General features: G+C 35.6%; 24 protein-coding genes and 1 tRNA gene. 11 read left to right on the forward strand and 14 right to left on the reverse strand.

Features of this window, described 5'->3' with window-relative positions:
• Positions 1-117 precede the first annotated feature (117 nt).
• A complete protein-coding gene (gene rseP, locus G7A72_RS08870; RefSeq protein WP_165152211.1) occupies positions 118-1461 on the forward strand; it encodes an RIP metalloprotease RseP in 1344 nt (447 codons plus the stop codon).
• A gap of 137 nt (positions 1462-1598) precedes the next feature.
• Positions 1599-1672, forward strand: a tRNA-Asn gene (locus G7A72_RS08875).
• Between the two features lie 121 nt (positions 1673-1793).
• Here the strand turns inward: G7A72_RS08875 and G7A72_RS08880 are convergent.
• Positions 1794-2138 carry a helix-turn-helix domain-containing protein gene (locus G7A72_RS08880; RefSeq protein WP_165152212.1) on the reverse strand — a complete coding sequence of 115 codons (345 nt, stop codon included), beginning with the start codon at positions 2136-2138 and terminating at the stop codon, positions 1794-1796.
• Between the two features lie 142 nt (positions 2139-2280).
• Between G7A72_RS08880 and G7A72_RS08885 the strand changes: the two genes are divergently transcribed.
• From G7A72_RS08885 to G7A72_RS08900, 4 genes are all read left to right on the forward strand, one after another.
• Positions 2281-3387 (forward strand): hypothetical protein, encoded by a 1107-nt coding sequence (locus tag G7A72_RS08885; protein WP_165152213.1) that lies wholly within the window; start codon positions 2281-2283, stop codon positions 3385-3387.
• Positions 3388-4254, forward strand: a complete 867-nt coding sequence (locus G7A72_RS08890; RefSeq protein WP_165152214.1) for an alpha/beta fold hydrolase — start codon at positions 3388-3390, stop codon at positions 4252-4254. It abuts the gene before it with no gap.
• A gap of 11 nt (positions 4255-4265) precedes the next feature.
• Positions 4266-4961: a hypothetical protein gene (locus tag G7A72_RS08895; protein ID WP_165152215.1), complete on the forward strand. Its 696-nt coding sequence runs from the start codon at positions 4266-4268 to the stop codon at positions 4959-4961.
• A gap of 143 nt (positions 4962-5104) precedes the next feature.
• Positions 5105-5497: a Dabb family protein gene (locus G7A72_RS08900; protein WP_206531504.1), complete on the forward strand. Its 393-nt coding sequence runs from the start codon at positions 5105-5107 to the stop codon at positions 5495-5497.
• A gap of 106 nt (positions 5498-5603) precedes the next feature.
• Here the strand turns inward: G7A72_RS08900 and G7A72_RS08905 are convergent, their stop codons facing one another.
• The 3 genes from G7A72_RS08905 to G7A72_RS08915 form a co-directional block, all read right to left on the reverse strand.
• The gene (locus G7A72_RS08905; RefSeq protein WP_113664765.1) at positions 5604-6671 is read right to left on the reverse strand and encodes an SDR family oxidoreductase; all 1068 of its coding nucleotides are present in this window, start codon (positions 6669-6671) and stop codon (positions 5604-5606) included.
• Positions 6672-6766: 95 nt separating this feature from the next.
• Complete coding sequence (locus tag G7A72_RS08910) at positions 6767-7330, reverse strand: Crp/Fnr family transcriptional regulator (protein WP_113664764.1); 564 nt, start codon at positions 7328-7330, stop codon at positions 6767-6769.
• A 205-nt stretch (positions 7331-7535) separates the two neighbouring features.
• Entirely contained in the window at positions 7536-7955 is a 420-nt protein-coding gene (locus tag G7A72_RS08915) for a DUF2452 domain-containing protein (protein WP_165152216.1), read from the reverse strand.
• A 386-nt stretch (positions 7956-8341) separates the two neighbouring features.
• On the opposite strand from G7A72_RS08915, the gene G7A72_RS08920 reads away from it, so the two are divergent.
• From G7A72_RS08920 to G7A72_RS08930, 3 genes are all read left to right on the forward strand, one after another.
• The gene (locus tag G7A72_RS08920) at positions 8342-10672 is read left to right on the forward strand and encodes a glycoside hydrolase family 3 N-terminal domain-containing protein (RefSeq protein ID WP_165152217.1); all 2331 of its coding nucleotides are present in this window, start codon (positions 8342-8344) and stop codon (positions 10670-10672) included.
• A 236-nt stretch (positions 10673-10908) separates the two neighbouring features.
• Entirely contained in the window at positions 10909-12033 is a 1125-nt protein-coding gene (locus G7A72_RS08925; RefSeq protein WP_165152218.1) for a PQQ-dependent sugar dehydrogenase, read from the forward strand.
• Between the two features lie 3 nt (positions 12034-12036).
• A complete protein-coding gene (locus G7A72_RS08930; protein WP_165152219.1) occupies positions 12037-12507 on the forward strand; it encodes a cytochrome c in 471 nt (156 codons plus the stop codon).
• Here the strand turns inward: G7A72_RS08930 and G7A72_RS08935 are convergent.
• A complete protein-coding gene (locus G7A72_RS08935; protein WP_165152220.1) occupies positions 12504-14582 on the reverse strand; it encodes a TonB-dependent receptor domain-containing protein in 2079 nt (692 codons plus the stop codon). The two genes, G7A72_RS08930 and G7A72_RS08935, sit on opposite strands and share 4 nt — an antisense overlap.
• A gap of 279 nt (positions 14583-14861) precedes the next feature.
• Here G7A72_RS08935 and G7A72_RS08940 point away from each other — a divergent pair, with 279 nt between their 5' ends.
• Positions 14862-15887, forward strand: coding sequence for a hypothetical protein (locus G7A72_RS08940; RefSeq protein WP_113664759.1), 1026 nt, complete (start codon positions 14862-14864; stop codon positions 15885-15887).
• A 15-nt stretch (positions 15888-15902) separates the two neighbouring features.
• Entirely contained in the window at positions 15903-16751 is an 849-nt protein-coding gene (locus G7A72_RS08945; RefSeq protein WP_165152221.1) for a polysaccharide deacetylase family protein, read from the forward strand.
• A gap of 212 nt (positions 16752-16963) precedes the next feature.
• On the opposite strand, the gene G7A72_RS08950 is transcribed toward G7A72_RS08945, so the two are convergent.
• From G7A72_RS08950 to atpG, 9 genes are all read right to left on the reverse strand, one after another.
• Positions 16964-18181: a murein hydrolase activator EnvC gene (locus tag G7A72_RS08950; RefSeq protein WP_241258500.1), complete on the reverse strand. Its 1218-nt coding sequence runs from the start codon at positions 18179-18181 to the stop codon at positions 16964-16966.
• A 59-nt stretch (positions 18182-18240) separates the two neighbouring features.
• Positions 18241-19029, reverse strand: coding sequence for a DUF4292 domain-containing protein (locus G7A72_RS08955; protein WP_113664756.1), 789 nt, complete (start codon positions 19027-19029; stop codon positions 18241-18243).
• Complete coding sequence (locus G7A72_RS08960; RefSeq protein ID WP_165152222.1) at positions 19026-20375, reverse strand: lipopolysaccharide assembly protein LapB; 1350 nt, start codon at positions 20373-20375, stop codon at positions 19026-19028. Before G7A72_RS08960 ends, G7A72_RS08955 begins: the two co-directional genes overlap by 4 nt.
• A gap of 51 nt (positions 20376-20426) precedes the next feature.
• Positions 20427-21437 carry a sugar phosphate nucleotidyltransferase gene (locus G7A72_RS08965; protein ID WP_165152223.1) on the reverse strand — a complete coding sequence of 337 codons (1011 nt, stop codon included), beginning with the start codon at positions 21435-21437 and terminating at the stop codon, positions 20427-20429.
• Between the two features lie 85 nt (positions 21438-21522).
• Positions 21523-21957: a dUTP diphosphatase gene (dut, locus tag G7A72_RS08970; protein ID WP_165152224.1), complete on the reverse strand. Its 435-nt coding sequence runs from the start codon at positions 21955-21957 to the stop codon at positions 21523-21525.
• Positions 21958-22111: 154 nt separating this feature from the next.
• The gene (locus G7A72_RS08975) at positions 22112-23578 is read right to left on the reverse strand and encodes a lipopolysaccharide biosynthesis protein (protein ID WP_165152225.1); all 1467 of its coding nucleotides are present in this window, start codon (positions 23576-23578) and stop codon (positions 22112-22114) included.
• Between the two features lie 121 nt (positions 23579-23699).
• Entirely contained in the window at positions 23700-24098 is a 399-nt protein-coding gene (locus G7A72_RS08980; protein WP_165152226.1) for a hypothetical protein, read from the reverse strand.
• 73 nt (positions 24099-24171) lie between these two features.
• Positions 24172-24615, reverse strand: a complete 444-nt coding sequence (locus tag G7A72_RS08985; RefSeq protein WP_165152227.1) for a GNAT family N-acetyltransferase — start codon at positions 24613-24615, stop codon at positions 24172-24174.
• Between the two features lie 90 nt (positions 24616-24705).
• On the reverse strand, positions 24706-25566 hold the full coding sequence (gene atpG / locus G7A72_RS08990; protein ID WP_113664749.1) for an ATP synthase F1 subunit gamma: 861 nt from the start codon (positions 25564-25566) through the stop codon (positions 24706-24708).
• Between the last annotated feature and the right edge of the window lie 62 nt (positions 25567-25628).

The following is a 25628-nucleotide window of genomic DNA, read 5'->3' on the forward strand; positions in this document are numbered from 1 at the left end:
CTTAGAATTCAATTTACATTAATTAACAAACTTTTAAAATGGTATGGAACAATTATTGTAAAATAAACAAATAGAAAACCTTACTTTTGTGAGTTATAAAAGAACTAAAATTAAAAAATGGACATAGTTATCAAGCTTTCTCAATTTTTATTGAGCTTATCATTACTTATTATACTTCACGAATTAGGACATTTTATTCCTGCTAAACTGTTTAAAACCAGAGTCGAAAAATTCTACTTATTTTTTGACGTTAAATATTCCCTTATCAAAAAGAAAATTGGCGAAACCGAATATGGTATCGGTTGGTTGCCTTTGGGCGGATATGTAAAAATTTCCGGAATGATTGACGAAAGCATGGACAAAGAACAAATGGCTTTGCCTCCGCAACCATGGGAATTTCGTTCTAAACCGGCTTGGCAACGTTTAATTATTATGTTAGGTGGTGTTACGGTGAATTTTATTTTGGCTTTTATCATTTACATCGGAATGGCATTTGCTTATGGTGATACTTATATTGCTAATGCCGATTTGAAAGACGGTTTGTTAGTAGAAAACAAGGCGATGCAAAACGTGGGTTTCCAAACTGGAGATCATATAGTTTCTGTGGATGGTGAGAAAATTGTCAAATTTGACAATGATCTTACGATGAAAGTTATCATGGCAAAAAAAGTGCTTATTGTAAGAAATGGGACAGAACAAGCCATCAAAATGCCAAATGATTTTGTGGATCAATTATCAAAACATGAAAAAAGTGTGTTGCTGGATATCAGAATGCCATTTGTAGTGGGAGCTGTTACCCCTGGATCAAAAAACACTGCGCTGCAACCAAAAGATATTATTCTTGCATTGAACGGGCAACCGACAAAATATTTTGACCAAGCTAAAGTGGTTTTGGAAAGCAACAAAAACAAAACGATTGCAGCAACTATTTTAAGAGACGAGAAAGAAATAAAAGTACCAGTTATGGTTACTAATGATGGAAAATTAGGAATTGGTGTTGGACAATTAAGTATGGCGTTACTTGAAAAACTGGGCTATTACAAAGTAAGCAAACAGGAATTCAGCTTGATGGAATCTATTCCGGTTGGGATTACCAGAGGAAAAGATCAATTAGTAGGATACGGAAAACAATTGAAAATGATTTTCAGTCCAAGTACGGGTGCATATAAATCAGTGGGTGGTTTTAAGGCCATATTCGACATTTTTCCTAATACTTGGAGCTGGCAAGTTTTCTGGAACATCACCGCATTATTATCGATAATGCTTGGTGTAATGAACTTATTACCTATTCCGGCACTTGATGGAGGACACGTAATGTTTTTATTGTATGAAATTATCAGCGGTAAAAAACCAAGTGACAAATTCCTAGAGAATGCGCAAATGGTTGGTTTCGTATTACTTATAACACTGTTACTATTTGCTAACGGAAATGACATTTACAAGGCAATTGTAGGGAAGTAAAAAAAATAAAAAAAAGTTTGATTTTTATTTGCACAAACCAAATGATAGCCTATCTTTGCACCGCTTTACAACTGAAACAAACATCACAATAAAGCAATTAAAAACGTTCATTCACACCAGAATAAAAATATACAGTTTCCTTCTTAGCTCAGTTGGTTAGAGCATCTGACTGTTAATCAGAGGGTCCTTGGTTCGAGCCCAAGAGAGGGAGCTTTAAAAGCCTGACAGCAATGTCGGGCTTTTTTTATGATCAAAAATTAGCGAGGGCTTCCCGATTTTTCCACAATTGAAATCTTGAAAAATTTGTTTAACGCAGTTATGGATGGGATTTTCTACTTTACCATTTCCGTAACAATCTTTTTTGCTTCATTTGAATTACCCCAGCTTGCAATTTCATGCAAAACAGGCATCAAACTTTTTCCTGAATTAGATAAAGTATATTCTACTCTTTGAGGACTTTCTTTAAACTCTTTTCTTTCGATTAAACCCAATGTTTCTAATTCTTTTAATTCATTAGAAAGTACCTTGTTTGAAATAGCAGGCATTAATTGGTTTAGTTTCCCGAAACGCAAAGAACTTTCGCCAATACAATTTAAAATTATGGGTTTCCATTTACCTCCAAAAATGGACATGGCTCTTGTTACGGGACAATCATAAGGGTTTTCTATATATCTCATATAATTTGTGGTAACCTATTGGTTACCGGTATTTAATTTATTGGTTACAAATATACACTAAACGTTTGTACGTTTGTAAAAACTAATATTCGTACAAGTACCAATTAGACCTACTAAACGAGTATTTTAACATTTAAATTATATGAAAATCAACAAAAGTATCTGGCTAATAATTATTTTGCTTGCTTCCCTAAATATATGTGCTCAAGTAAATACTAGTGAGAAAAAAATTGGTATACATTTATATGTAAATCCAGATCTAGGAAAAGATGATTCCGATGGCACAAAGGACAAGCCGATTAGATCACTACCCGAAGCGGCGAAACGGGTCAACAAAATGGTTGGCGAAGGGACTATTCAAGTGTATCTCGCAGCGGGAACATATGGTTTGTCTGAAACTGCCGTTTTTAATCCAGTAAATTGGAAGTTTTCAAAAAAGGAACATCTTATAATTCGCGCTGAAATTTTACCTGATAGTACCGATTGGAATCCGAGTAAGATGCCTATAATTGTTTCAACGATGCCTTTTAACATCGAAACGAATGAGAAAAAGGAAGTAACAGGTGGTTCTAATTATGGTATTTTGATTGAAACAAGCCACGTGACTATTCAAGGTTTGCGCATATTGGGTGAACCAGTACACGAAAAACCTTCTGAAGGGGTTTTAGTTCGAAATTATCCTATCGTTTGGGACGGTAAGAATTTAAGCGATTTGAGAATAACACAATGTTTGTTTTTAGGAAATAAATTTGCTCTTCCAAATCACTTAGGAATTTTAGCAAGTGGTAAAGAATTAGAGGTTGACCATTGTGTTTTTTATGGCGTTAAAGATGCTGTTGTTATGTGGAATACACCGGCAGATCAATGTACAATGCATCATAATTTAATTTTAAATAGTTATGGAGCCGTCGTATGGACTTGGTCGACAATGGAGGATTTTAAATTTTATAATAATGTAATCAGTGGTGCCAATGTATTGTGGGTTCTGGAAAAAGAAGCCAAAAATGCTTACAAGATTGAAAATTCTATGTTGGTCGGGTATAATGAATTAGTAAATAAAGGTGGTGGTCCACAAGATTTTGGAATCCCAGCCGATCCAAAAAAATTAAAGTATAATTCAGATTTTAAGATTAAAAAAGCGGGAAGTTTAGCTGTTGAAGAAAATCAAACCAGCCGTTATTATTTGCAATTGAAGCCAGGAACTGTAGGAACTTCTTATGGAGCAGGATTATTTTATAAAGTAAAGTAGATGAAAAAAGTAATATTAGCATTTTTAATACATGTAGTTTTTTGCTCCAGTGTATTTGCACAAAAACCGTTGCGTCATTTCATGCAAAGCAAAGACGAACAAATAAATACCATTCCCTATGGAAATAATCCACTGGCGGGACATTATGTACAATCAAAAGATGCCAAAATTTATTATGAAGTATATGGCAAAGGACAACCCATTGTACTATTACATGGTGGATTGTTTGGTTCAACCGTAGAAATGGCAAAAATCATAGACAGCCTTTCCGTACGTTTTCGGGTAATAGCAGTTTCTACTCGTGGGCATGGTAAATCGGAAATCGGAACCGAACCATTGACATTAGAACAAAGAGCAAATGATGTATTGGCGGTAATCCGTAAAGTAACCCCAGAAAAAGTAATGATTCTTGGATTTAGTGATGGCGGATTTACCGCTTATAAATTTGGCTCGATGTATCCTGAAGAAGTTAAAAAAATGATTGTGATAGGCGCGGGTGTTTTATATCCCGGATTAAGGGATTTTAGTTTCAACTTTAATCAAGCGATGGAAATGGATTCGGAATTTTGGGCACAACAACGCGACTTAATGCCAGAACCGAATCGACTAAAAGAGGTGTTTCAGCAAATCGCGACTTGTTATAGCCAACTTACCGTAGGAGCTGAATTACTAAGTTCTATACAATGCCCCGTTTTAGTGATGGCGGGCGACCGAGATGAGGGCAACTCGGTACAAAATGTTTTAAATGCCGCATTACTGATTCCAAATCACCAGTTAGCGATTATTCCAAATGCTGGTCATCCTGCTTTTATTGTAAATTTTAACGCCACTTGGGCTAGTATCGCTCCGTTTATAAAAGAAAACTAAATCCGTTGAACATGAAAAAAGCAATTTTATTGAGTATTCTTCTTTTAAATATAACGATGGCTTTTGCTCAAAAATTTATTTGGCAGAATACAGAATTTGAAGCGGTGAATACCAAAGTAGCAATCGTGAACATGGATGGTGTTCAAGTCTTAAAAGTGGAGCGCGACTTAATTGCATGCCCTTTTGACGAAAAAAATATTGACGCCTCAACTGACGGTCCTACTTACGTTAAATTAACGAATGTTGACATCCAGAACGGAACGATTGAAATTAAAATGTTAAGCCAAATCATGGAAAATTCTCCTTTTCCTGCCGCAAGAGGATTTATAGGAATAGCATTTCGAGTAGATAAAGAGAATGAAAATTTTGATGCCATTTACCTTCGTCCAAGTAATAGCAGAGCCGATGATCAATTGAGAAGAAACCATACCATTCAGTATTTTTCCTATCCTGATAATACGTTTAGCCGATTGAGAAAAGAAGCAAATGGTTTGTATGAAACTTATGCAGACATTGGCCTTAATGAATGGATTGATGTTCGTATTGAATTTCAAGATGAAAAGGCGGTTTTATATATTAATAACCAAAAATCACCTAGCTTTATCGTTACAAAAATGCTGGGAACTTCTAAAAAAGGTAGTATTGCGCTTTGGGTTGAAATAGGAACAATAGGATATTTTAAAGATTTAAAAGTAACAAAGAAATAATTGATTCATGAATCTGATAATTTTTGGATAAAAACCTGACAGTAATTTCGGGCTTTCTATGCTAAGCTATCCCAACAAATAAAAGGTGTTATTTTTCTTTTTCTATTTATTAAATTTCGATATTTACCTATTAAAATAAATAAATGATGATACGTAGAAGATTTATTGGTTCCGCAGCTTTATTTGGAGTTGCAGGTATTATGGGCTTTGCAATGCGTCCAAAGAAAAAATTCTTGTTGCACCATGTATTTTTTTGGCTAAAGAACCCTCAATCAGAAGCGGATAAACAGCAATTGATTTCTGGTTTGAAAACTTTGGCGGCAATTCCAACGATTCGTAAAATTCATGTAGGAGTCATAGCATCGACCGAGAAACGGGAAGTTGTAGACACTTCTTGGAGTGTTTCAGAACTCATGTTTTTTGATGATGAAGCCGGCCAAAAAATATACCAAGACCATCCAATTCATCAGGATTTTATAAAGAACTGTTCACATTTATGGGAAAAGGTCGTGGTTTATGATGCTATAGATGTATAAATATTGAAGGAGTTGGCTGTTGCCAATTCACTCGAAATATAAATAAAATAGGGGTTTCAAGAACAAATCTTGAAACCCCTATTTTATGCACACCATTTTAAGGTAACTACGGAATCAATCGGTCCGCGCGAAGCTGTTCAAACAAATCGTGAAAGGAATCTTCAGTACTTTGAAAAACAGGGAAACCAAGTTTGCGACTTTTAGACATATCCGTCATCACTTCTATCGGGCGTCCTAAATCAAGATCCGTATGCCAAGGAGAAGCCAGCTTGTTTAAATCAGACTCGTCAAGAGCATGTTTTGTAGCCATATTTTTCCAGACCGGAGCTTCTTGTATCATTTGTTCCTCAAGAGGATGAATCGTACCATCAAAACCTATTGCCTCTATCCCGAACGATTCCGCTAATTTGTTCCAAAGCCATTTCCAACGAAAAAAATCTCCATTGACCACGTTGAATGCTTCGTTACGAGCCGCAGCAGTAGTGGAAGCCCATATTAAATGTTCTGCCAAAACTCTGGCATCCGTAACATCCGAAAGTCCATTCCATTGTGCTGCTGAACCCGGCCACTGAAATGGCTTGCCTGTTTCTTTACAAATGCTGGCAAATACAGCGAGCGTCGTACCAAGATTCATTAAGTTGCCTACTGCTTTTCCTATAACCGTGTGCGGGCGGTGGATGCTCCATGTAAAACCATCTCGGGCTGCAGCAGCATAGACCTCATCTTCCTGAGCATAATAAAAATTCTCTAAATCAAGACGCGGCTGCTCTTCCCTAAGTGGAGTTTCGGGCAAAAATCCTTCTTTGGCGTAAGCCTCAAACGGTCCAAGATAATGTTTCAATCCTGTAACAAGTGCTACGTGTTGCACTGAATTTTTTGGAGATAATGCCTCGAGAAGGTTCCTTATCATCAAGCTATTTACCCGAATGTTTTCGGCTTCAGAATCCTGACGCATCCAAGTTGTAATGTAAATGTGAGTGGGAGAAATGTCTTTTAAAGCTGTTTTTAAATTCTGCAAATCCAAAAGATCTGCAGCAACAGGCTGAAGGTTCTCTATATCTTTTCGTGGATTTCTGGCTAACCCGAAAGTCGTCCACCCTTTAGCAATAAGTTTTTCTGCGAGATTGCTACCCGTTATTCCGGTTGCTCCAACAACTAGTGCTATATTTTCCATATTTCTGTTTTAAAATTTTATCAAGTACAAAATTCTAAAACATTCCATGGATTATAAAGGACATACGTCACAGATAATTTGTGACCTATATCACATCAATGCGATAAACGACTCAATGTTTCTCTTGAAATACCAAGATACGATGCTATTAAAGTTTTAGGAATGCGATGAATTAAATCCGGATATAATTGGATAAATTGAATGTATCGTTCTTCTGAATTTTTGCTCATCAACGATAAAATGCGGTTTTGAAGAGCAATATTTCCGGCCGTCATTTTTTGCAAAAAGAAGAATTCCATTTTGAGTAATGCTACACAGAGTTGATCTCTATTTTCCAGCGTAATATAATAGGTTTGCGCGTCTTCCAAGCAATCGATATTGAGTGTGGCGTTTTCTTCCTTATAAAATCCTTGATTGTCTGTAATCCACCAATCTTCCATTGCAAATTGCAAAATATGACTCTTTCCCGATTTGTCGATGTAAAATGATTTCAGCAGCCCTTTTACAACAAAATGAACATACGGAACAGGATTTTCCTGCTGAACAATATATTGATGTTTTTTATAGTTACCAACCGAAAAGTGAGACAGCACTAATCGAAATTCATCATCTGTTAATGGTACAATTTTCTCAATTTGTTGTCTTAAAATTTCTTCCATAGTTCCTTTGCTTAATGCCTGGATAAAAATACAATTAAAAAAGAACGATTAGGATTTATTGCCAATCTTGAATACAAAAATTAAAAATCATACGTAAAATACAAAGAAAACAACACGATGAGTTCAATGCCATTTTTAGAAAACTATTCTGTTTTTAGAAATATAAAGAAACGCTCTATCTCCAAATTATCTCGATTATTTTAGATTAGTACAGCTGCGAATCAACTGCATTCAGGAGAATCCATTTTTTATCACTGTTGAGTTTAAAAGTACCAATATGTTCTTTATTCCATTCGTTCGGACCTATCAACGAAAGAAAGTTTACGCCTGCAGCATCTCTGTACAAATGATAGATTTCGCCAATAACGGGTTCAAATGAAAATTTAGCACTGTATACTAATTCGTTCCATTCGTATTCTTGCATTAACTTTTCATATTGAAGCTTGAGTTCATTAAATTTATTCCCTAGCTCTTTATTCACATTATCAATCCCTCTGCTTTTCCAAGAAACCACATCATCCACTCTAATTACGGGTGCTCCAACCCCTGTTCCGTAAGGCAAAACATTGGCGTTATATCCTGCTTCGACTGTGTAAACAACATTATCTGGTTTTTTATTTTCCATTTACTTTTTCTTTTATTTCAAGATAATTAATTTTCAAAAGGAATAAATTAATACCTATCCTATATTATTTGTAATATTTCTATTGGTACAAAAATGTTTATTTAATCAACACTTTTCTATCTTAACCCTACTTCATAAACAAAACGCTTTTTACAATTTTATGTAGATATCAATTGAAAAAATATTTTTTGTTTAATAAAACAAGTGCAAAGTTAAACAATAATAGCAAATCACCAACATAATTAAGCTATGAGAGGCAATAATTAATGTGGTATTTAAACCATATTGGAATAACCTAAAAATAATTTTTCAATGTGTCGAAATAACACATTTATTTTTTACATTTGGAAACTATAAAATGCTATTACACTGATAAATAAACCATCATGAAATCAAAAATCTTCCTCCTCCCGTCTTTATTGTTACTAGCTGTATCATTGAAGGCACAATCCAAATGGACCGAAACCACTAAAGAATCTCATACTATTATACAAAATAAAGGAGGTCAAACATTAGGCTACTCGCCAAAATCAGGAATTAAAATCATACAAGTTGATGGTTTGGCTTTTAAAGATTTAAACAAAAACGGCAAGTTAGATATTTATGAAGATTGGAGAAAACCGGTAGTAGAACGTGCCAAAGATCTTGCCTCTAAAATGACAGTGGAACAAATGGCCGGATTAATGTTGTACAGCAGGCACCAAGCTATTCCAGCTCAAGAAGCAGGAATGTTTACTGGAACTTACAACGGAAAACCATTTTCAAAAAGTGGTGCAAAGTCATCTGATTTGTCTGACCAGCAAGTTGCATTTTTAACTAAAGACAATTTACGTCATGTGTTGATGACTTCTGTTGAAAGTCCAAAGGTTGCTGCTACTTGGAATAATAATATACAAGCTTTAGTTGAAGGTATAGGAATGGGAATTCCGTCTAACAACAGTTCTGATCCACGAAACGGTGCCAATAAAGATGCTGAATACAATGCGGGTTCTGGTGGCGCTATCTCACAATGGCCAGAAGAATTAGGACTAGCCGCTACTTTTGATGCTGCTATCACGGAACAATTTGGCGCAATTGCTGCCAAAGAATATAGAGCGATGGGAATCACCACAGCGCTATCACCACAAATTGATTTGGCAACAGAACCAAGATGGAATCGTTTTGTGGGTACTTTTGGCGAAGACCCAAAACTCGCAACTGATATGGCAAGAGCTTATGTAGACGGGTTTCAAACATCTCCAAAATCGATTAATGCGTATGAAGGATGGGGAAATCAAAGTGTCAATGCAATGATTAAACACTGGCCAAGTGGTGGTCCGGAAGAAGGAGGTCGTGATGGACATTTTGCTTATGGAAAATTTGCAGTATATCCGGGAAATAATTTCGAAACCCATTTGAAACCCTTTACTGAAGGCGCTTTTCAATTAAAGGGAGCTACTAAAAAAGCCTCCGCAGTGATGCCGTATTACACCATTTCGTATGGTCAGGATAAAAAATATGGGGAGAATGTAGGTAACGGATTCAGTAAATACATTATTACCGATTTATTACGAGACCAATACGGGTATGAAGGAGTGGTTTGTACCGATTGGTTGATTACTGCAGATGAAGGAGCTAAACCTGATATTTTTTCGGGTAAATCTTGGGGTGTTGAAAAATTAAGTGTGGCCGAAAGACATTATAAAGTCCTAATGGCGGGAGTGGATCAATTTGGTGGAAATAATGACATTAATCCAGTACTTGAAGCATATCAAATGGGGATAAAAGAACACGGTGAACCATTTATGCGCAAGCGTTTTGAGCAATCAGCAGTTCGTTTGCTTTTGAATATTTTTAGAGTGGGATTATTCGAAAATGCCTATTTAGATCCTAATGAGACCAAAGCTATTGTGGGAAAACCGGAGTTTATGAAAGCTGGATACGATGCGCAGTTGAAGTCGGTTGTACTGATTAAAAACCAAAATAAAACGTTGCCAATTGCAAAAGGGAAGACGGTTTATATTCCGAAAAGAGTTACTCCTGCAGGAATCAACTTTTTTGGTCAGCCATCTCCTGAAAAAATTGAATATCCGGTTAATTTAGAGTTGATTAAAAAATATTATAACGTAACGGAAGATCCCAATAAAGCGGATTTTGCGATTGTATTTATCAAAAGCCCGATAAGTGGCGGATACAGCAGAGCCGACAGAGAAGCTGGCGGAAATGGATATGTGCCCATCAGTTTACAATTAAAAGATTACACCGCAGTTGATGCCAGAGCGCAAAGTATTGCTGCCGGTGATCCTGTGATTGACCCAACGATTACCAACCGTTCGTATCTCAATAAAACGTCGAAATCGAATTCATATCCAGATTTAAATACTATTCTGGAAACGAAAAAAGCAATGAATGGAAAGCCAGTATTAGTGTCTGTGAATATTTCTAACCCAATGGTTTTTGCGGAATTTGAAAAAGAGGTTGATGCCATCGTGGGAGAATTTGGCGTACAAGTAGAAGCTTTGTTGGATATTGTTTCGGGCAAAACAGAACCTTCCGGATTACTGCCTTTACAAATGCCTTTGAATATGTCAACCGTTGAAAAACAATTGGAAGACGTTCCTCACGACATGATTCCGTATAAGGATGCTGATGGAAATGTGTATGATTTTGGTTTTGGATTAAACTGGAAAGGGATAATCAAAGACGCCAGAACTGCCAACTACAGCGTTAAGAAATAAGTAAATTACAATTAAACCACCTTGAAATAGACTGCCCCCAAAAAGTTAGACACTATTTGGGGGTTTTTTTATGTCTAATTCTAAAATTATAATTTAAAATACGATTCTAAAAAGAAGGATTCCATCCTTTCATTTTGTTAATTCTAAGTAAAAATAAATACTGAATTGAATATTTAAATCCTCTTTTACTACCTTTAAAAAGATTTATGTCTTACAAAGACTCAAAAACCAAACTCATGAAAAAAATCACATTAGTTTCTCTTTCAATTATATCTCTTCTTTCTTTCAGTTGTGATGCTCAGGTAAAATCCAATGACATTCCTATTAAAGATGAAGTAAAAAACTATACACTCGAAACCGTGGCCTCCGATATTGCTATCCCTTGGGGTATGACTTGGTTGCAAGACGGCAGCATGTTAGTTACCGAAAAAAGTGGTATTCTGTATCACGTCAAAAACGGAGCAAAAACCGAAATAAAAAATGTTCCCAAAGTATATTCTCGAGGACAAGGCGGATTGTTAGATATCGTTTTACATCCTGATTATGCTAAAAATGACTGGATTTATATGACCTATGCTTCCGATGAAGGTGAAGGTACCGGCGGCCACACAAAACTCATTCGAGCAAAATTATTGGAGGGAAGTCTGATACAAATTGAATCGCTTTATAAAGCTACTCCGAACACTACAAAAGGTCAGCATTTTGGTTCCCGAATAGTATTTGACAACGACGGCTATTTGTATTTTTCTGTTGGTGAACGTGGAGAACATTTTGTAAATCCGCAAGACATAAAACGCGATGGCGGAAAAATATACCGATTAAATGATGATGGAAGTATTCCTAAAGACAATCCATTTGTAGGTCAGACCGGAACAAAAGAAGCTATTTATACCTTCGGGAATCGCAACCCGCAAGGAATGGCTAAAAACCCTGCAACAGGGGAAATTTGGGCGCATGAACACGGCCCTCAGGGTGGAGATGAAATCAACATCATAAAAAAAGGGGCTAATTACGGATGGCCAGTGGTTACCTATGGAATCGATTATGACGGTACAACAATTAGTAAAGAAAACGAAAAACCAGGCATTGAAAAACCTATTTATTATTGGTTGCCTTCGATCGCTCCAAGCGGAATGACTTTTGTAACCGGTGATAAATATCCGGACTGGAAAGGACATTTACTGGTAGGTTCTTTGAAATTCCAATACCTTGAATTGCTAAAGTTGAAAGGCAATGAAGTTATTGGTAGACAAAAAATTGCTACTGATATTGGTCGCGTACGTAATGTTGCGCAAGGCCCGGATGGCTATATTTATATGGGCGTTGAAGGAAAAGGAATCGTAAAAATTATACCGAACTAACTGATGTTGACAACGAAATTATTTTGGGGATTTGGTGTGTTTGTATTGGGAAGCTTCTCTTTCGAAAACCCATTTTCCGCAGACAACTATATTGACTTGAATACTAAAACCGCTGCTGTTTCAAAATTTCAGTCACCCGGAAAAGAAATTTATGCTGATTTTTGCATGCAATGTCATGGTGCAAATGGCAAAGGAGACATTAACAACTTCCCTCCTCTTGATGGTTCTGACTGGTTAAAAACTAAGAGAAATGAAAGCATCGCTGCGGTGAAATTTGGACAAAGTGGCGAAATTGTGGTCAATAAAATAAAGTACAATAGTAGCATGCCGGCCATGGGACTTACGGATCAGGAAGTTGCTGATGTGATGAATTACATCATGATTTCTTGGAGCAATAAACAAACCAAAATCGTTACTGAGAAAGAAGTCGCTGCCATCAAAAAAATAAAATCCAGACTTAGGATTTCTATCTAAAAAACATACGCTACTGAAAAACCTCCGTAATAATTGATGGGATTTCCGGGATAAAAATAACGCGGAGCAGCAGTGCCAAAACCAACTGCATTAGGCAAAATATTAGCCGCATATTTGGTATCTAAAGCGTTATTAATTCCGGCATTCAGCTCTGTTTTCAAGATTTTAAGAATCGTAAAAACATAGGTCGTTTTTATATCAAGCAACGAATACCGCTCACTGTATTTTGTATTGGAATCGTTTAACGGAATTTTACCCATCGTTCGGAAAGACGTGTTTACACTAAATCCGTTTTTTGTGTTTAAATCTACTCCAAAATTAAATTGCTTTTCGGGAACACCCGTTAGTTGGTTACCCGAATAATCAGCATCACCATCCAAGAATTCTTTGAATTTAAAATTATTCACGGCTCCTGAAAAATAAGGTGTAATTTGAAATTGGGTTAGTTCCAAAAGTTTGTAATTAACCAAGAATTCCAATCCCATATGGGAACTGCTGCCTGCATTAATCCCTACAAATTGATCATCAGCAGTACGTCGTGCCACTAATAAATTTTCAATTTGTGTGGTATAAAACGTTACTTCGGTGTATACTTTATTTTTAAGCCAGTTTCCTTTGAAACCTAATTCATAATTCCAACCTATTTCTGGTTTCAAATTTGTGTTTATTTGACCTTCGGGAGTCAATGTTTCTGCAACTGAAGGAACCGAAAATCCTTTGCTGACGGACGTAAATATATTTTTCCCATTGCTTACTTGATACGACAAACCAACTCTTGGCGACCAAACATTTCCAAAAGTGAATGGCATTTTTTGACCCCCAGAATTATTTTCGAAAACATCTTCTAACGAATATTTGGTTGTGTTTAATGCCAATCCAGTTTCCAGATGCATCTTTTTGGAAATCCAAAGTTCCATTTGTAAAAAGTAGTTGGTGTAATTTCTGTTTTGTTTGATGGCGCTGAATTCATCACCTTGAATACTTCCCTGACCCGGTTGCGATTGGTACAAATTTTCAAAAAGGGAATACTCGTATTTTTCTGTTAATAACTCGGTGCCAAAACTTAGTTCAAACGGCAAAGAAAACAATTGGTCTTTATAATTTACATTGGAACGAAAACCCGCCGAACTTATATTTTCATCCAAAATATCAAATGGTCTGGGTTCGTAAGCATCTTTAAAATTAGAAAAAACACTGGTTTGTATGGACCATTTTTCAGAAAATTGATGATTGTATCCTAATCCGAACATGAATTTATCATACGACTCAAAACCTTGTGCGGCTGCCCAAGTAGCGGCTGCCTTCTCCGGATTATTTTTTAAATCCGTCTCATTGATAGAACTTGGGATATAAGCTTTCAATCGGGTGAACGTTCCCAAAAATGATAAATCACCTTTGGAACCAATTTTTTGTTTGCCGTGCAGGTTAAATGATTTTCTGTTATAGGAACTATTGGCTCTAAACCCATCGCTTTCTAAATCTGTATAACTTGTGAATACGTTCGTTTTGGAATCACTGTATCCTGCGGAAATTCGGCTTTGCAACAACCCAAAACTCCCTAAAGTGACTGTTGATTTCCCAAACGATTCTAGCAATGGAGTTTCTCTTGAAAACAGCTGAATTACACCACCTAAACCGGATCCAAAACTAGTGGAATTTGGTCCTTTTATGATTTCCATTTTTTCGATTGCTGCCAAATCAACGTCATCAATCGTAGTTTCACCTTCACCCGAAGTTAATGGAATCCCATCAAAATAGGCTTTTATCTTATTAGTTCCGTATTGAGATCGCGCGCCAATGCCACGAATAGTTATCCTGTTGGTGTTCAAAGCACCTTGTTGCATGGTCACGCCGGGAATTTTGTTTAGAACCGGAGTCAATATAATTCCGTCACTTTTATTAATGTCGGAAGTAGTAATTACTGAAACAGATGCCGCAACATTTTGAAGTGTATTTTTGATTGGTGAACCTTTCAACGTGACTTCTGAAAGAGCAATGGTGTCTTTTTTTACTTGGCCAAAAACAGCAGTTGCACAACATAGAAAAAGAAGAAAAGTAACGGGATTTTTGAACAATTGTTTGCGTATTTGAATGAGTTAAAACGTTTATAAAGTTAGCCTTTTCTTTTTATTTCCAAAAGTTATTCTGAAATTGTGACCAAAGCAAACTGTTTTTTTAATTATAATCACGACCTTACAATTATCTGAAATAGATTTCGTTTGAATATTGAATTAGAAGAAATTTGAAACTAGAACCCGTAAATTATATAATAAATAGGCTTTGAAACACAATTCGAAATGACTTCTCGCTTCTAAAATACTTTATCTTTACATTAAAAAAATTAGAATTAATATATGAAAAAATCAGCTATTGCATTGCTTGCACTTCCATTACTGCTTATGACCATTTCCTGTGAAAAAGGAAAAGCGGCAGATGGTGTAACCGCTACAGAAAAATCAGACACTGTAAAAACCGTCATTAAAGAAAAAACGCCTACTCTGACAATTGACACTGTTGATTTTAACAAAAGAATGATTGCCTTAAGCAACAATGACACTACCGGAAGATGGCCTGTAAAAGCGCCCTATCCTTTGCCGGGAGCGTTATTACCATACAATAGAATTATTGCGTATTACGGAAATTTATATTCCACCAGAATGGGGATTCTAGGCGAACTCCCTAGAAAAGAAATGCTGGCAAAACTGCAAGGCGAAGTAGCCAAATGGCAGGCAGCTGATTCTACTGTTAAAGCAATTCCTGCCTTGCATTACATTGCTGTTACGGCTCAAGGTGCTCCGGGGAAAAACAATATGCACCGCTTACGAATGCCTTTTAAACAAATTGACACTGTGATTAGCTGGGCAAAACCCATCAATGCATTAGTGTTTTTAGATATTCAAGTAGGTCACAGTACGGTTAAATCTGAAGTGGCGGAATTAGAAAAATATCTCTCTATGCCAAATGTACACCTTGGAATTGACCCTGAATTTTCGATGAAAAACGGAGAGCGTCCAGGTTCTAAAATTGGGCATTTTACGGCAGCGGATATTAACGACGCGATTACTATTTTGGCAGATATTGTGCGCAAAAATAAACTGACTCCAAAAGTGTTAGTAATACACCGTTTTACACAAGGAATGGTCAAAAATTATAAAGACATCAAAACCGTTCCCGAAGTTCAAATCGTTATGGATATGGATGGCTTTGGAAGTAAAGTATTAAAAAAAGATTCTTACGTAAGTTATATTTATAGAGAACCTGTACAATTTGCCGGTTTTAAATTATTCTATAAAAATGACAATAAAAACGACTGGAAAATGTACAGCCCGGAAGAATTAGTGAAATTTACTCCAAAACCTATTTACATTCAATACCAATAATTTACCATTGAATTCATGAAAAATATTTTTTATTCCGTTTTCGTTGGACTATTTTTAATGGTAAGCTGCCAATCAGAACCTCGTAAAACAGCTCAAGAAGTTCCGCTTGTTGTTACTCCCGCTAAAGTTGTAGCAACAAAAAAAGTAGCTGCTGATGCCGCTGCCATTCTTTCGAAAAAAGAAGTTCCCATTTTATGTTATCATAATATTAAAGAATTGAAAGCGGGTGATGGTGAAATGACAAAAACATATACGGTTTCACCAGCAAATTTTGCACAGCAAATGAAAGCCTTATCTGATGCCGGTTATCATAGTATTTTACCCAATCAATTGAACGACTATCTCGTATATGATGTACCGTTGCCTTCAAATCCAGTAATGATTACCTTTGATGATACGCGAGAAGAACAATTCAGCGTTGGCGCAGCCGAGATGAAAAAATACGGTTTTAAAGGCGTGTTTTTCATCATGACTGTTTCTATTAACCGTCCCGGATATATGAGCAAAGAGCAAATCAAAAGCTTGTCTTACGACGGGCATGTGGTAGGCGCACATACTTGGGATCATCATATGGTTACAAAATATACGGGCGACGACTGGAATACACAATTAGTAAAACCAAAAGCAAAACTGGAAGATATCATAGGGAAACCGGTAACCGATTTTGCGTATCCGTTTGGTTTATGGAATACGGCTGCAATTCCTGAAATTAAGAAAAGTGGTTATGAAATGGCTTATATCTTGTCTACCAAAAGAGATCCTGTAGATCCATTATATACCATTAGGCGTATTATTGTTTCCGGAACTTGGTCTACTGAAGGGATGATGAAATCCATAAACTCTTCTTTTAATAAAACAGAATAGCAAATTAAAAAGCTTCTAATTTTGATTTTTTATCCAATAAAATCAATGCCACGAACTATTAATTAGCAATACAACAGATGAAAAGGTTTTTATGAAACCTTCGATGAGTTTAGTTCTAATGAGTTTATTAACTACAAATTACAGCCATAAAAAAAGCACTATCGTATTCCAAGGAATATAATAGTGCTTTTTCATTTATAATGTAACTTTCGTTATCTCGGAGACAACCAACCCTCAGGATTGTTATAAGTCGTATTCTGGAGGATTAGGAATTTAATGATTGTTTTTCCTGTTTCCCCATTGGTTCTTACTTTCCCCAAACTTTGCTTGATACTTACTTTATCCCCTTTACTTACATTTACTGAACTTAAATTCTGATATACTGTGAAGTAATCTCCATGTTGTATCATTACCGCTTTGTTTACGGGTGACAATACAATAACACTGGTTACTTCTCCGCCAAAAACGGCTCTGGCACTTGCGCCTTTATCAGTGGTGATTTCCACACCACTATTGTGTACGGTTATCGTATTAAATAAAGGATGCGTTTGGTTTCCATATCCTAGTGACACATATCCTTTTTCAACCGGATAAGGCAATCTTCCTCTGTTGGCTCTAAAATTATCTGCAATAATTTTTGATTCAGGCGTCAACTCAATTTTGGACGATGACACAGCAGCTCTTGAAACAGGCGCACTTGGATTGGCTTTCGCTTTTTCTAAGGCCGCTTTTCTATTGGCTGCAGCAATTGCTTCCCGAATCAATTTATTGATTTGTCTGTCAATCGTTCTGTATTCCTGCTGTTTTTTCTTGATTTCTTGGGCTATCTTCTTTTTGTCTTTTTGGATAACGTTTACTAACTTCAATTGCTCCTTTTTCTCTTTTTCGAGTGATAAGCGCTCTTTTTCATTTTCAGCAATCAGTTTTTGTTTTGCTGTTTTTTGTACATTCAGTTTTTGATTGAAATCAGTAAGCTTATTAGACTTCGTTTTTATTTCTTCACCCTGCATTTTGCGGTAACCGGTATATTGTTTCATATACTGCGCTCTTTTGTACGCCTGTAAAAAATTTTCAGATGACAATAAAAACATCGCTCTACTTTCCGATGAACGACTTTTATACGATTTGACAATCATTTCGGCATAATCCTCCTTAAGTTCTGCCAATTCTTTCTTCAATTTATTAATCTGAACTTGATTAATATACATGTCATTACTCAGCAATTTGGTTTGCTTTTCAGTCGTGTTTATTAATTTTTCTTTAAGCTTTATTTTAGTGCTTTGAATGATTACTACATTGACAGCAGATTTTTCTTTTTTCTTTACAGATTGTAATAACTTTTCATTTTCTCTAATTTCTTTTTGAATTTGAGCTTTACGTTCTTCTAATTTTTCTTGTTGTGATTCCTGACTCCACAGTAATGAGGTCATACAGATAAAAATTAGGCTTAGGAGAAATTTTGGCATATCGGAAAAATATTTTTGCTAATTTACTTAATTATAATTCTTTTGTACCCATTTGGAACACTATAAGGAAAAGAAAGTTCTTCATTGAAAGTTACCGAGTTATATTCCAGATTAATTTCAGTGTTTCCTTTCTTCTGAAACGTATTGATTAAAACGCTAGTAGGCAAAACAGCTTCATTATACACTTTGTTGTCAGCGTAAGCTACTTTGATCATTCGCTCTTCGGCAGTTTGCGTGATTTCTTGTTTTTGAACTAAAAATTTATCGGAATCCAAAAAGAATGATTTTTTCGTATTTTTATTCGATGTATCATCCAATCGATACGTTTGTTCCAATAACGTTTCTAGATATTTGCCTTTGGTCAAATCATCAATTGCCTGACCTAACAACATGTTCTGGATTTTATTGTAATCTAAATCCGTTCCTAACCATTGGCTTAAGCTACTGAAATCACCTTCAAAATATTTCCCGTTTATCTTTTCATAATAGCTCACTGTTTTAGGAGTGATTAATGCTTTTGCCATTGTAATTCCCAGAAAACGAATGCTTACCAAAATCTGTTCATCTTTCTTGATTTTGATTTCAGCAGTAACATTTTGCGTTTGTTTATCATCGGCATAACGGGCACTTGACTTAATATATAATGTAGAAAATTCATTTTTATTGTTGTAATGATTTTCTATTATTTTTTTGGCCGACATTTTTTCTGCCGCTGCAACTGGCTGATTACTGGCCGAAACTGCAATGGCTTTCGATTTACAAGAAACCATAAAAACAGTAAGTAGTACTAGTATTGAAATTTTTTTGATCATTTTTTTTCTTTTAATAATTGATTGGCTTTAGCAAAAAACAAGTCTTTTTTCTTGAAATCTCCTAAACCATTATACGCTTCTCCAATTTGGATATTGAAATTTATTTCCAATTCCTTATTCTCCACTACATAATCCATGCCCATTTCTAAAAAATCCTTCGCTTTTTTAAATTGCTGCAGCTGATTGTTAGCCAAACCAGCATAATAATAAAACTGAGGCTGCGTTGGAAAAGTCTCTACCAGCTCTAAAGCTTTCTTGACTACTGCATCAAATTTTTTCAGCTCCGTATGCGCTTGAAGCAAAAGTAAATGCGTTTCAACAACATCACCAACTCCATTACTAACGGATTTTTCATAATAAATAATGGCTTTTTCCCATTGTTTTTTAGCGTGAAAAAATTTTCCAATTTCTTTCGCAACATCGACAGTTTTGTCATTTTCGAAATAACCAACGGCTTTTTCTAAATCAGGCGAATATTGCGGATTCTTATCCGAGAAAATCAAAAATTCATTTAGAATCCGATGTTTAATTTTTGAATCTATTTTGGCACTAGCCAAAACAATATTCATTGCTTTTATAGCTTTTGGTGCGTCATTTGAATCCAAATAATTTTTGAATAAACTTACTTGAGCCCAATCTGAATTTGGGATTGCTTTTTCGAGTTTTTTTACTGTTTCAAAAGCCTTTGTTTCTTCATTATTTTTAGAATACAAAAATATCAAACTGATATAATTAGACTCTTCTTGCGGATTTTTAACAATCAATCCTTCCAGATTCGAAATTTCGTTGTTCTGAAACTTCCCTTCGGACAAGATTTGGCTTTTGTATAATTCCCTTCTATCTGTTTTTCCAATAGTTTCATTGAGTTCCTGAATTAACGCCAAAGCTTTCTCAAACTGATTGGTCCCCATATAAAGTGAGGTCAAATCTTCTTTGTATTTTGGATCAAATTCAATCAACTTATTGATAACGGCAATTCCCTGATTAAAATTTTTAGTATCGTAACTCACATCATACATTCCGATCCAAAACCATTTGTTTTTAGGATCAATCTTAGTGGCGTTTTCAAAATAATTATAGGCGCTTTTATACTCTTTTAATGCTAAATAATTCTTTCCCAATTCATAGTAAACGCTTGCATCATTGGGTTTTAATTTATCGGCTTTGTCCAAAGCTACTATCGCTTTATCATAGTTCTCAATCCCTTTTTGAAGTAAGGATTCATAAAAAAATTCCTGAAACTGATCGGTATCAAGCTTGATTTCCTCGGGCTCCGTTTGTGCCCATAGCAAAGCCGCTTTGCATTGCAAAACGAGAAATAAAATTATGAAAGCGCTTTTTTTCATTTCAAATTTAATCCTGCATCATTCTAAAAAGATGCAGGAATTGTATTTTATTTATTCCAATACTGAATAATCTCCAATACTGATGCTAGTGAAATTACCATCAAAACTAGCGTGATTCCCAATCATTGCATTGTCTAAATTCGCATTTTTGATATGAGAGTGGGTTTGCACCAAACTGTTTTGTATCGTACTATCTAGAACATGACAGCCATCGCCTAAAGATACATTAGGACCAACAGTTGCATTTTTAAGAATCACATCTTTACCGATATAACAAGGCGGAATAATCGTCGAATTCTCTAATTTGACATCAAAATCCACTAAATGTTCCCCATCATTATGCAAGAATCCTAACATTCTAGAATTGGTTTCCACAGTTACATTCTTGTTGCCACAATCCATCCATTCGTCCACTTTACCGGGAACAAATTTCATGCCTTTGGCCATCATTTGTTTGATACCGTCATTTATCTGGTATTCGCCACCGTGGATAATATTGTTATCTAATACTAATTGCAATTCATTTTTCAGCACGGCAACATCTTTAAAATAATAGATTCCAATTACGGCAAGATCGGATACAAAAGTTGCCGGCTTCTCTACTAATTCTACTATTTCATTCGCTTCATTCAGTTTTACAACACCAAAAGCTTGGGGTTCATCCACTTGTTTTACCCAAATCACGCTGTCGGCATTTTGGTCTAAATCGAAATCTGCACGAATTAAAGTATCGGCATAAGCGATAACTGCTGGTCCGCTCAAAGAATCTTTAGCACACATAATGGCGTGACCAGTTCCTAAAGCTTCGTTTTGGTAATAAATAGTTCCTTTGGCGCCTAGTTTTTGCGCGATAGCAAGTAGTTCTTCTTCAACTTTTTTGCCAAATGTTTCATGAATAATAAAAGCTACTTCTTCAATATCTTGATTCAAAACACCGGCAATATCCTCTACCAAGCGATGCACGATTGGTTTACCTGCAACAGGAATTAAAGGTTTAGGAATGGTTAATGTATGTGGGCGAAGGCGCGATCCACGGCCAGCCATTGGGACAATTATTTTCATGCTTTTTTTATTGAAAGATTAAACGATTGAAAAATTTAAAAATTATCACAAATCTTAAAATTTTTCAATCTTTAAATTATTAAATTTATTTCACTCCAGTACTTCCAAAACCGCCTTCTCCTCTGGAAGTTTCTGTCAGTTCTTGAACTTGCTTCCACTCCGCACGTTCGTGTTTTGCGATGATGAGTTGGGCAATGCGTTCTCCGTTTTGGATCACGAAATCTTCATTGGATAAATTTACTAAAATAACTCCAATTTCGCCACGATAATCGGCATCTACTGTTCCGGGAGCATTCAGTACCGTAATTCCGTTTTTAGCCGCCAGACCGCTTCTTGGTCGCACTTGCGCTTCGAAACCAATTGGCAATTCGATAAAAAGACCTGTTTTTACGATAGCTCTTCCCAGTGGTTTTAGTGTTATGGATTCCGATAAGTTGGCTCGTAAGTCCATTCCTGCCGAGGCTATGGTTTCATAGTTAGGCAAGGCATGTTGTGATTTGTTGATGATGTTTATTGTCATTGTTTTTTTATTAAGAAAAGACAAGTTGCACTTGCCCTTTTGTATTGTTGATTTTTTGTAATAGCCCTGATAGCAGTGGAAATCCTTTTCCTTTTTTCTTTAAAAAGGAAAAGATTGCAACGAATAGCAGGAAATAGCTCCTAAAAACTAGATTCTAATTCTTTTTTCGGTTCAACATTTTGATTAATAATTCTTTTTCATTGTGGTATATAAAATACATAAACACCAGTAATAACGTGATTCCTACGTAATAATTCTCCCTGAAACCATAAAAGGAAACTGCCGAAAATCCTACTGAAATCAGTAAATACATAAGTATTTTATTCGTGTCATAAGGAATAGGATAATACTTATTCCCAAAATAATAGGAGATGGTCATCATGCTTCCGTACGCTGCAATAGTGGCGATTGCCGAGCCGTAATAACTCATTGTTGGGATCAGCAAGTAATTTAACACCAGTGTAATTATGGCTCCCACGATAGAAATATAGGCACCAACATGGGTTTTATCTATTAGTTTGTACCAAACGGAAAGATTGGTGTAAATGCCTAAGAAAAAGTTGGCAAGAATAATCAGCGGTACTACTTTCATGGCTTCCCAATAGGACTCATCCCGAATCATAATGACTTTTAATACATCTGCAAAAACGATCACGGATAATAAAATAAAAGAGCCAAAAATGACAAAATATTTAGTGATTGTAGCGTAGGTTTGTGGTGCATCTTTATTATCCGAGTGGCTAAAAAAGAAAGGCTCAATTCCTAACGTATAGGCCGTACGATACAAAACCATGAACAAACCAAGCTTGTAACAAGCGGAATATACTCCTACTTCGGCAGCGGCAATATCTGGAGGCAATAAATATCCTAAAAGTATTTTGTCAAACTGTTCGTTGATGGCAAATGCAATTCCGGCAACCATAATTGGCATTCCGTACTGCATCATGCGTTTCCACAACGAATAATCAAAATGCCATTTGAGTTTGAAATAATTGGGTGACAGCAGTATAAATGTCAGCAAGCTGGCAACAATATTGGACACAAAAATATAGCCTATTTGAAAATCTTCCAAGTATAAAGAACGTAAAATACTGTCAGGATTTGATTTTGCAATCGCGGGTAAATAACTCAAAAAGAAAAGGCTCAGAAACAAATTGACGGCTACATTTCCTATTTTGATTATGGCGTATTTTATGGGTTGCTGATTGACTCTTAATTTAGAAAATGGAACAATTACCAAGGCATCAAGCACTAAAATCCAAATAGTGTAACTGATGTACTGTTCGTCTATTTCAGCCCAACTGGATATAGTATTTCGGAATAATAAGGCTAAGAATAAGAACGCAATGGAAGTCCAAAAAATGGAAACGGACGTAGTTTCAACTACCGAATTCTTATTAGTTTCTTTGTTGTAAAACCTGAAAAAAGCGGTTTCCATTCCGTAAGAAAGAATGACATTGAAGAAAATCATGCCGGCAAAAATGATGGAAACCTTCCCATATTCCTCTTTTGGGAGTAAATCTGTGTATAAGGGCACTAATAAAAAACTGAACATTCGCGGAACAACCGTTGCTAATCCGTAAATGGCGGTCTGTTTAAAAAGATTTTTATATAATCCCAAAATGGTGTTTTTATTAAAATTAAGGAAACAAAAATAACTAATTCTTTGGTTTAAACCGCTGATGTGAATGTTTGTTTTGAAAGAGAAAAATCAATTACAAAAGCTTTTCAATTGCAAAAAATTATCGCAAGGGTTTTTCTAGGACATTCGATATTTTATAAAAAAGGGTTTTACCGTCTTTAGTATATTCCAAAACTGCTTCATTGGATTTTAAATCAAATTTAGATTTTTGAACGACCGGTGCTTTATTGCCATATTCTTTGGCAGGATTTTTATCCATAATCAAATCTTCTTTTTTATTGCTTTGTAAAAATGAAGATTTAAAGTCTTTTGGTGTAATTTCTTGAACGGGAGATTCTTGATTGTGAAAGTAGATTTTCTCCAATTTGATGTTTGCAGCAAGCGGTTTTTTGAATTCGATATAAAAATTGATTACAATGCTTTGCGTACCTTTTTTTATTTTCTGATAAAAAAACGACTCTATTTCTTGAGGGAACTCCGTTTGAAATTCTTGTTTCATAGCACAAAAACTTAGGCTAATTGCAGTAATGAATACGAAAAAAATTATTTTATATCCTTTCATAATTCTCGATTTAACTTAATCCTTCTTCGTTTAAAATCTTAAGAAAATGAAATCCTTTTGGTACATATCCTTGGTTGTAATAAAAGCGATGTGCGGTAAAGTTGCCGGTAAAAGCATCTAGCACAATCATGGTACAGCCCAGTTCTTTTGCTTTAGCATCAACATAATCCGTCATCATTTTGCCAATGCCTTTTTTACGATGCTCCGAATGCACAATAAAGTTGTCGATTTCCAGATATTTACCAGACCATAGTTTGATACCTGACCACAATCCTGAGAGTCCAACACAAACCTCCTTTTCAAAAACGGCGATTTGTATGTAATTATGCAGAATCATTTCCGTAAGATAGGAATCGTATTTTTCTAAAGTAAAATTGCTATATAGATGTTGCATGACAGGATATTGCGACAGCATTTCTTGTTTTGTGGTGAGTTCTCTAATTTCTAAATTCATTCTTTAAGGAATTATTTTAAACTATAAAATTAAACAAAAAAAGAGCCAACAGGTGTTGGCTCTTAGAATATATTTTGAATCAATACTATATTACCCATTCAACGCTTCTGCTCCACCAACAATCTCCAAGATTTCGTTAGTAATAGCAGCTTGACGTGCTTTGTTGTATGTTAATTTCAATTGATTTCTCAATTCGGTTGCATTGTCAGTTGCTTTGTGCATCGCAGTCATACGCGCTCCGTGCTCTGAAGCAAATGAATCACGAATCCCTTTATACAACTGTGTTTTCAATGATTTTGGAATCAATGTTAACACAATTTCCTCTTTTGAAGGTTCAAAAATATAATCTCCAGGATTAACCGTAAGATCAGATTTTAGGGACGCTAAGGGCAAAAATTGTTCTGTTTGAATGATTTGTGTAGCTGCATTTTTAAATTGGTTGTAAATCAACTCAATTTTATCGTATTCACCGGCAACGAATTTCTCCATTAGTGAATCGGCAATTTTGGCCACATTATCAAAAGTCAAATCATCAAAAACAGTACTTTGATTGTCTACAACCGATAATGTTTTGCTTAAAACATCATTTCCTTTTTTACCAATAGCAAAAATATCAACTTGTTTCCCTGCGTAAAATTCAGCACGGCTTTTAGCTTCTTTGATTGCATTCGTATTAAAAGCACCTGCCAAACCTCTGTTAGAAGTTACTACAACAAGTAATACTTTCTTGATTTCGCGTTGTGTCGTATATTCACCACCAGCATCACCTTCGAGTGTAGCAGAAAGATTTTGCAATAATTCCGTTAATTTTTCGGCATAAGGGCGCATTGCTGTGATTGCATCTTGTGCTTTCTTTAGCTTTGCTGCAGAAACCATTTTCATTGCCGATGTAATTTGCATCGTCGATGAAACGGAAGTAATTCTATTACGGATTTCCTTTAAATTTGCCATTGTTTTGTAAGTATTAAGTAGTAATTTTTAAATAATAAGTAATAAAGAAAACCTTACTACTT

Source organism: Flavobacterium sp. Sr18 (genome assembly GCF_011064265.1).
Taxonomy (GTDB): Bacteria; Bacteroidota; Bacteroidia; order Flavobacteriales; family Flavobacteriaceae; genus Flavobacterium; species Flavobacterium petrolei.